Annotated in this window: 6 protein-coding genes and 1 pseudogene; 4 read left to right on the forward strand and 3 right to left on the reverse strand. The window is 45.8% G+C overall.

Annotated features, from left to right (window positions below; all coding sequences use genetic code 11):
- The first annotated feature begins 558 nt into the window (after positions 1-558).
- The 3 genes from FTV37_RS15985 to FTV37_RS16000 all read left to right on the forward strand — a co-directional run bounded on the left by FTV37_RS15985 (position 559) and on the right by FTV37_RS16000 (position 2,294).
- Positions 559-903, forward strand: coding sequence for a MobC family plasmid mobilization relaxosome protein (locus FTV37_RS15985; protein WP_058663788.1), 345 nt, complete (start codon positions 559-561; stop codon positions 901-903).
- Positions 904-1,580: 677 nt separating this feature from the next.
- On the forward strand, positions 1,581-2,072 hold the full coding sequence (locus tag FTV37_RS15995) for an MbeB family mobilization protein (RefSeq protein WP_140428842.1): 492 nt from the start codon (positions 1,581-1,583) through the stop codon (positions 2,070-2,072).
- Between the two features lie 6 nt (positions 2,073-2,078).
- Entirely contained in the window at positions 2,079-2,294 is a 216-nt protein-coding gene (locus FTV37_RS16000) for an MbeD family mobilization/exclusion protein (RefSeq protein ID WP_000137422.1), read from the forward strand.
- A gap of 533 nt (positions 2,295-2,827) precedes the next feature.
- Here the strand turns inward: FTV37_RS16000 and FTV37_RS16005 are convergent.
- The 3 genes and pseudogenes from FTV37_RS16005 to FTV37_RS16015 all read right to left on the reverse strand — a co-directional run bounded on the left by FTV37_RS16005 (position 2,828) and on the right by FTV37_RS16015 (position 6,202).
- Positions 2,828-3,364 (reverse strand): annotated as a pseudogene (locus FTV37_RS16005) (DUF5384 family protein).
- Between the two features lie 10 nt (positions 3,365-3,374).
- Positions 3,375-3,734, reverse strand: a complete 360-nt coding sequence (locus FTV37_RS16010; protein WP_257221968.1) for a hypothetical protein — start codon at positions 3,732-3,734, stop codon at positions 3,375-3,377.
- 926 nt (positions 3,735-4,660) lie between these two features.
- Positions 4,661-6,202 carry a phosphoethanolamine transferase gene (locus FTV37_RS16015; RefSeq protein WP_095092192.1) on the reverse strand — a complete coding sequence of 514 codons (1,542 nt, stop codon included), beginning with the start codon at positions 6,200-6,202 and terminating at the stop codon, positions 4,661-4,663.
- A gap of 147 nt (positions 6,203-6,349) precedes the next feature.
- Here FTV37_RS16015 and FTV37_RS16020 point away from each other — a divergent pair.
- Positions 6,350-7,047, forward strand: a protein-coding gene (locus FTV37_RS16020; RefSeq protein ID WP_225905514.1) for an IS1 family transposase whose coding sequence is annotated in 2 segments (ribosomal slippage) — positions 6,350-6,599 and positions 6,599-7,047 — 699 coding nt in all. Because the reading frame shifts where the segments join, the coding sequence is not laid out codon by codon here.
- The last annotated feature ends 476 nt before the right edge of the window (positions 7,048-7,523 follow it).

Here is a 7,523-nt window from a genome sequence, read left to right on the forward strand (position 1 = left end):
TAAACGCGGCCATAACAGCGGAATGACACCGGTAAACCGAAAGGCAGGAACAGGAGAGCGCACGAGGGAGCCATCAGGGGGAAACGCCTGGTATCTTTATAGTCCTGTCGGGTTTCGCCACCACTGATTTGAGCGTCAGATTTCGTGATGCTCGTCAGGGGGGCGGAGCCTATGGAAAAACGGCAGCTCCGTATCCTCTTCCTGTCCTGCTTGCCATGCCGTATGCCTTTGCTCTTATCCGTTTGCAGGTAACGCCCGCCGCAGCCGAACGTCAGGAGCGGAAGCGACCGAGTGAGCGAGGAGGCGTCATATCACTGTAACCTCCATTTTCTCCTGTACGCCCTGCAGCTGCATTTTTCCCCTGCCACATGAAGCACTTTTATTAAGTGTTACTCCGCCGTAACATATTGAGCCAGTATACACTCCGCTAGCGCTACGTGACTGGTTCAGGGCTGCGCCCCGAAACCCGCCAAAAGCCTGACGCGCCTGCGGCTTGTCCAACCCCGCGCCGACCGGGAAAGGCTTTCCCGCCCGTCCCGGCGTTATCAGGAGGCCGGTTTGTCAGAGAAACGGAACAAGATGCTCACCATGTGGGTGACGGAGGACGAGCACCGGCGGCTGCTTGAGCGCTGTGACGGCAGGCCGCTGGCGGCCTGGATGCGGCAGACCTGCCTGGACGAAAAGCCTGCGCGCACCGGAAAGCTCCCCTCAATTTCGCCGGCGCTGCTGCGCCAGCTTGCCGGCATGGGCAATAACCTGAACCAGATAGCCCGCCGTGTTAACACCGGCGGCGGTACTGGCCATGACAGGGTACAGATTGTGGCGGCGCTGATGGCCATCGATGCCGGACTTGAGCGGCTGCGGCACGCCGTTCTTGAGAAAGGAACGGACGATGATCGTTAAATTTCATCCACGCGGTCGCGGCGGTGGCGCCGGGCCGGTGGACTATCTGCTGGGTAAAGACCGGCAGCGTGAAGGCGCCACCGTCCTGCAGGGGAAGCCGGAAGAAGTCCGGGAGCTGATTGACGCGTCGCCTTACGTTAAGAAATACACCTCCGGCGTCCTGTCGTTTGCGGAGGCCGATCTCCCTCCCGGCCAGCGGGAAAAACTGATGGCCAGCTTCGAGCGGGTTCTGATGCCCGGACTCGATAAAGATCAGTACAGCATTCTGTGGGTGGAGCACGCGGACAAGGGGCGTCTGGAGCTGAACTTTCTGATCCCCAATACCGAGCTGCTGACCGGCAGGCGGCTCCAGCCTTACTACGACCGCGCCGACCGGCCGCGCATCGATGCCTGGCAGACTATCGTGAACGGCAGACTGGGGCTGCACGACCCGAACGCGCCGGAAAACCGCCGGGCGCTGGTCACGCCGTCCGGGCTGCCGAAAACGACGCAGGAGGCCGCAGAAGCCATTACCCGGGGACTACTGAGCTTAGCCTCGTCCGGGGAGCTGAAAAGCCGTCAGGATGTCACTGACACTCTTGAAGGTGCAGGTTTTAAGGTGGTGCGCACCACGAAAAGCAGTATCAGCATTGCCGACCCGGACGGGGGGCGAAACATCCGACTGAAGGGAGCTATCTATGAGCAATCTTTTAACGCTAGCGAAGGACTTAGAGCAGCAATCGAAAGCGCAGCAGAAGAGTACTGGCGAGATGCTGAAAGCCGCATTCTGCGAGCACGAGCAGTCTGTCAGAGCGGAACTGAGCGCAAGCGCGAGGAGAATCAGCGACGCCATCCTCGCCCACGAGCAGAGTATGAGCGAGGCGATGGAGAAAAACCGGCGGAGCGTACTGCGGACTGCCGGGCGGACATGGCTCACCATCCTGATGGTGTCAGCGCTGCTGATCGGCACGAGCGGGAGCATACTGTGGTGGCAGGGGCAGCAGATAACCGACAATTACACGCATCTTCGTCAGCAGGAAGATACCCTGGCGAAAATGACCGCCCGGACGTGGGGAGTGCGCTATCAGGAGAGCAGCGACGGCCGGAGGTTTCTTATCCTACCGCCGGGGATGAAAACCGAAGCCATCCCTTACGGCGGGACGACATGGATCCGCCTGAAACAGGAGTAGCGGAAGATGACAGAGCTGGAAAAGCAGTTGCTGAGCGCATTAGAGCAGCTACAGCAGGACTACTCGCAAAGGCTGGACGAATGGGAGAGCGCCTTCGCGGAATGGCGGAGCATGTGTGGGCTTATGCAACGGGAGAACGCGGTGCTGAACGAGCGCGTGTCGGACTTGAGCACGCAGGTGCTGAGTTTAAGCGAGCAGCTGCGCCGCTTGTCCGGGAACTGAATGCCATCGAGCTCCGGCAGAGGGAGAATGAGTATCAGAAAACACTGGAGCTGGAGCGCCAGCCGCAGAAAACCTACCGCGGGCCGACACTTTAAACCATCCAGGCAGCTGACAACCCGCACGAAGAGGGGCTCTTACTTCTCCCGCTAAATAGGTTCGTGATTAAAAAGATCACGGCCTATACCTGGGGGGGAATTATGAAATTGCTTAACGTCATTGAAGCTGTACTTAACTGCCTGTATCTGGCGGCCGGGCTGTGGGACTGGCTGGAGAAGCATTTACCTGTTTTTAAGGCGTTCGCGCTGATTTTAGTGTGACTTTACACGCCATGCATCTGGCTGCATGGCTATGCAGTCGGGTAAAATTTATCTGTCACGAACGGGGCGGTGTATCGGGTGGTTTGTTGCCGGTTTTACCTGACTGCCGCCCCGTTTGTGGCGAACCCGTCCGGAGCGGTGCGGGCAACAGATGTTATGGTAAATAACATCCGTTGTTAATTAAACTTGAAATCAACTTTAATTATAAAAATGAAGCTAGTTAAACCATTCTCCAGCTTCTTTTTCTCTGGCTTTCCCTTCGCTTTTCATTAAATCTTTCCCGCCTTCTGAAATATTTCTGTTTGAGCCGGCGTGAGATTGAATTACATCTGTTTGGGCTGCCTTGTTTTTTAACTCTTGGTCTATGAATTAATTTTCGCGTTTAACTCTTGCCTCTTCCCTGGCTAATGCTAACTTTTGTTTTTCGATTTCAAGCTTTCTTAGTTCATCTTCATATTTCTGATCTCTATTTTTATCGGCTTTGAGCTCAGCTTCGATTCTTTCACGGTGAGCTTTTCTCTCTGCAGAAGCTATGGCTGCTCTCCTGTTCGCTTCTGCTCTTGCTCTTTCTCTCCTTTTTTGCTCAAGCCGTTTGTTTTCCTCAATTTTTTCTCTCTGGATATCCATGAGTCTTTGCTCTTCAGCTTTTCCCTGCTGTTCAGTTTGAGCTACTGCAGATAATTGTTCTTGAAGTGAGTTTGCAAAGCTGCTTCCACTAAAAGAAAGGATGAGGGGTATAATGATTCTTTTCATCGTTTGAATCTTATTTTTTTACCGGGCATGTTGTGTTTGGCTGGATTCTTGTTTCATTATTTTTTGTGGAAATAACAACAGCTAAACCAGTAGTAAACTGACATGGTTTTCCTACTTGAGTTGATGTAAATACCTTTGTCCCTTCTTTGTAAGTTAAAGAAACACCTTCAACGATAGATTTATCTTTGACTAATGTTCCTACTGCGGCACCGACGGCACCACCGCCAACGGCTCCGGCTGTTGTGCAAAGTCCGCTACCACTTCCGACGTTATGACCAGCCACACCGCCAACCACAGCGCCAAGGATTGCCCCAAAGGTTTGTGCAGCTTGTTTGTTTGCAGTGTTATCAACAGCAACCTTCGCAGGCAAAACAGAAATTATGTTTACAGTTTTCGTCTCCTGTTTTGCATTCAGTTGCCCTGTGTCATAAACGTCAGCAGCATATTGATCGGCATTGGATTGACAGCCTGATAAAGCGGTAATCGAGGCGGTTAGTAGGGCTATGCTTAACAGTGTTTTTTTGAGCTCATGTGACTTCCTGTTTCTTAATGTAAAAAAAACATTTTTAGGAATTATCCGTAAAAAGTAAAGGCTAAAGGTGGTGGTTGATTTTCCGGTAATGGTGCCAACTTACTGATTTAGTGCATGATGGTGTTTTTGAGGTGCTCCAGTGGCTTCCATTTCCATCAGATGTCCTTCCTGGGGTCGGTTTGGGAAATGGAAATTATTGTACGTTAAGAACATAATTTAACCGTTTCTGATTGGTAACTGATTGATTTATTGTTACTGACTATCGCATTTAAGTTATTGCGCTCACGCTGTCGCATTTAGGTTGTCTCATTACCCAAACATACAGGCTAAATGCCGTATAGTGCAGGAGTACACCCTATTGCGATAGCGCGATCTGTTCAAAAAACAGGCTTAACGTACAATAATTTCCAATCTCCAAACTCACCCCTTATTCACGCTGGCCAACCTGTTTCGGGCGGACCAAATGATACGTCAGTGGGAGAGATCTCACTAAAAACTGGGGATAACGCCTTAAATGGCGAAGAAACGGTCTAAATAGGCTGATTCAAGGCATTTACGGGAGAAAAAATCGGCTCAAACATGAAGAAATGAAATGACTGAGTTAGCCGAGAAGAATTTCCCCGCTTATTCGCACCTTCCCTAACTTTGCAACAGTGTCTTATATTTTGTATAACTTAGTAAACATATTTAACCTGACAGACACCTAATAAAAATAAGTAACTGCCAGGTTAAGTTTTAGCTAGTTCAATTATATGGAAATCATTTTATAAATCTTGGTCGAAATCATAAACTTTACCATTTTTCACCAATCGCTGTTTTTCAATAAATTTATCGTTTAGTAGGGAACAACCTTTTTTAATCTTACTTTCAATAAAGGATAACTCTAAACTAGTATCTACGAAACATTCGGATGTTATTTTTTTATCTTTATTAATTGAAAGTTTTTGTATTAGCTCAGGATGTTGTTTGTGGTATAAATCATTAAACCAAAAAAAATGAGCAATGTTATAGTTGCCTTTTGTATTACCGCCATACAACGATTTACCATCATCATAAATAGCAGTTCCATGGTCTGAAATAAAAGATAAATATGCAAGTCCATCTGTATTTTTTAACACATTAATGAAATCGCTTATCTGTTTATCAACAGAAAATAATTCTGAATTAGCATAGCTATTTTCTAATTTATCCTTATCTTTTAAAGATGGAGTTGAATATGTTTTTTCATTAAAAGATGGTTTGAAAACATCATAATTTGATGGATACCTTGTATGATACAGATAATGACTCCCGATAGTTTTATAAACTATGAGCTTTTTCTTGCTTTTATTATTTAATATTTTCTCTAATGTATTCACGTTGACATCAGATACAACATAATGATCAGCTTCATTTGCAATTAAATTTATTTCATTATCTCCTATGTGACTTTTACTCAGATAAGAAACATACCAAGTTTCATATCCAGCCTCTTTATAAGCACTAATTATTGATGTTTCATTAAAAAGACCATTATCATACACACCTTTTCTAGAAAGGATCATTGGTGTGGAAACTAAAGTATATGCTCCTTGAGATATTGTGTTTTTAAAAGAAACTAAATTTTCTTTATCTAAATTTGGGGTTGTGTTTTTAGGGTAACCATTAAAATGTAAATAATCTCCTCTATTAGTTTCGCCTAAAAAAAGAACCACTGTTTGCTTATCATTTATTGTAGATTTAGAATCCCACTTGAAGTTTTTTTTATCTTTTATAATTTGTGCGTTTTTCTTAAGTTCAGATAAACCTTTATTAATTTCTTTCAAAGCTAATCCTAATGGCTTAAAGGCGATTAACAAAGAAACAAACAGAATAATGAAAATATAAAAATGCCTTAACTGAAATTTAGAGTCTCTTTTTCCAATAAGAATAAATAAGAAGTTACATGCTATGATTAGTAGCCCTATGATTTCTTTTGTTGAAAAGAAAAAATTACTATTAATCTCATCTGGGTTAGTATCAAGAATAATATTAATGATTTCATTTGGCACCTGATGAAAATACCAGGAGGTCATTCGATATGTCATTAAATCAACAAATAGAAGTGAAATAATAAAACTTGATATTGATAAAGAAATAATTGAATTAATTTTTGAAGTGTAACCATAGAAAAAAATAACACCAAGTATGATAAGCGTTAAGGAGTAATAAATATTACTAGCGATTATTCTATGGGAAGTATTAATTATAAAAATTAGATTAATAATACATAAAGCTATGTATATGTTTTTTTGATGGTTTTTTGAAATTTTATTGATGATGTTCATTATTTGATAACATAGATATAAGTAAGTAAGTAAGTAAGTAAGTTTAAAAAAAAAATCATAGGAAATCATTATTTAATTAAAAAGCCGCTCTCGGTAATGCTGCCAACTTACTGATTTAGTGTATGATGGTGATTTTTAGGTGCTTGCATGGCTTCCATTTCCATCAGATGTCCTTCCTGCTCCGCTACTGAAGGCGTGGTGCGTAACGGCAAAAGCACTGCCGGACATCAGCGCTATCTCTGCTCTCATTGCTGTAAAACATGGCAACTACAGTTCACTTACACCGCCTCTCAGCCCGGTACGCACCAGAAAATCATTGATATGGCCATGAATGGCGTCGGATGTCGCGCCAGTGCACGCATTATGGGCGTTGGCCTCAACACGGTTTTACGTCACTTAAAAAACTCAGGCCGCAGTCGGTAACCTCGCGTATACAACCGGGCAGTGATGTGATTGTCTGCGCTGAAATGGACGAACATTGGGGCTACGTCGGTGCTAAATCACGTCAGCGCTGGCTGTTTTACGCGTATGACAGGATACGGAGGACGGTTGTGGCGCACGTCTTCGGTGAACGCACTCTGGCCACACTGGAGCGTCTTCTGAGCCTGCTGTCGGCCTTTGAGGTCGTGGTATGGATGACGGATGGTTGGCCGCTGTATGAATCACGCCTGAAGGGAAAGCTGCACGTTATCAGCAAGCGTTACACTCAGCGCATTGAGCGACATAATCTGAATCTGAGACAACATCTGGCAAGGCTGGGACGGAAGTCACTGTCGTTCTCAAAATCGGTGGAGCTGCATGACAAGGTCATCGGGCATTATCTGAACATAAAACACTATCAGTAAGTTGGAGTCATTACCAAGAACCGATACGCCCCTCGCGCACTTCTGCTATTGAAAAAGCCATATTTAAGCTCACTTTTTTTACTCTGAATATAACCTGTTAGAGAGGATTTTCTTGAGATCGTCCGTCTGTCGTCGTAGTCTCTTATCCAGAAACGAAAAAACCACCTGGGGAGGTGGTTTTTCGAAGGTTCAGTAAGTTGGGGAACTTCTGAACCGTGGTAACAGGGTGTACAAGACCGCTGCCACCAAATTCGTCCTTCCAGTTTAGCCGTAGTTTGGCTCTAACTTCAAGAACTCTGCATCAGTAATCTCTTGTACACCCTCTACCAGTGGCTGCTGCCAGTGGCGTTAAGTCGTGTCTTTTCGGGTTGGACTCAAGACGATAGTTACCGGATAAGGCGCAGCGGTCGGACTGAACGGGGGGTTCGTGCACACAGTCCAGCTTGGAGCGAACTGCCTACCCGGAACTGAGTGTC

The sequence above is a fragment of the Acinetobacter sp. YH16042 genome (assembly GCF_013417245.1).
Classification (GTDB): domain Bacteria; phylum Pseudomonadota; class Gammaproteobacteria; order Pseudomonadales; family Moraxellaceae; genus Acinetobacter; species Acinetobacter amyesii.

What these genes read in the sequence shown, in the direction of transcription:
- FTV37_RS15995 (WP_140428842.1), top strand. Translation starts at nt 1,581, where the DNA reads ATGAGCAATCTTTTAACGCTAGCGAAGGACTTAGAGCAGCAATCGAAA.
- FTV37_RS16000 (WP_000137422.1), top strand. Translation starts at nt 2,079, where the DNA reads ATGACAGAGCTGGAAAAGCAGTTGCTGAGCGCATTAGAGCAGCTACAG.
- FTV37_RS16015 (WP_095092192.1), bottom strand. Translation starts at nt 6,202, where the DNA reads ATGAACATCATCAATAAAATTTCAAAAAACCATCAAAAAAACATATAC.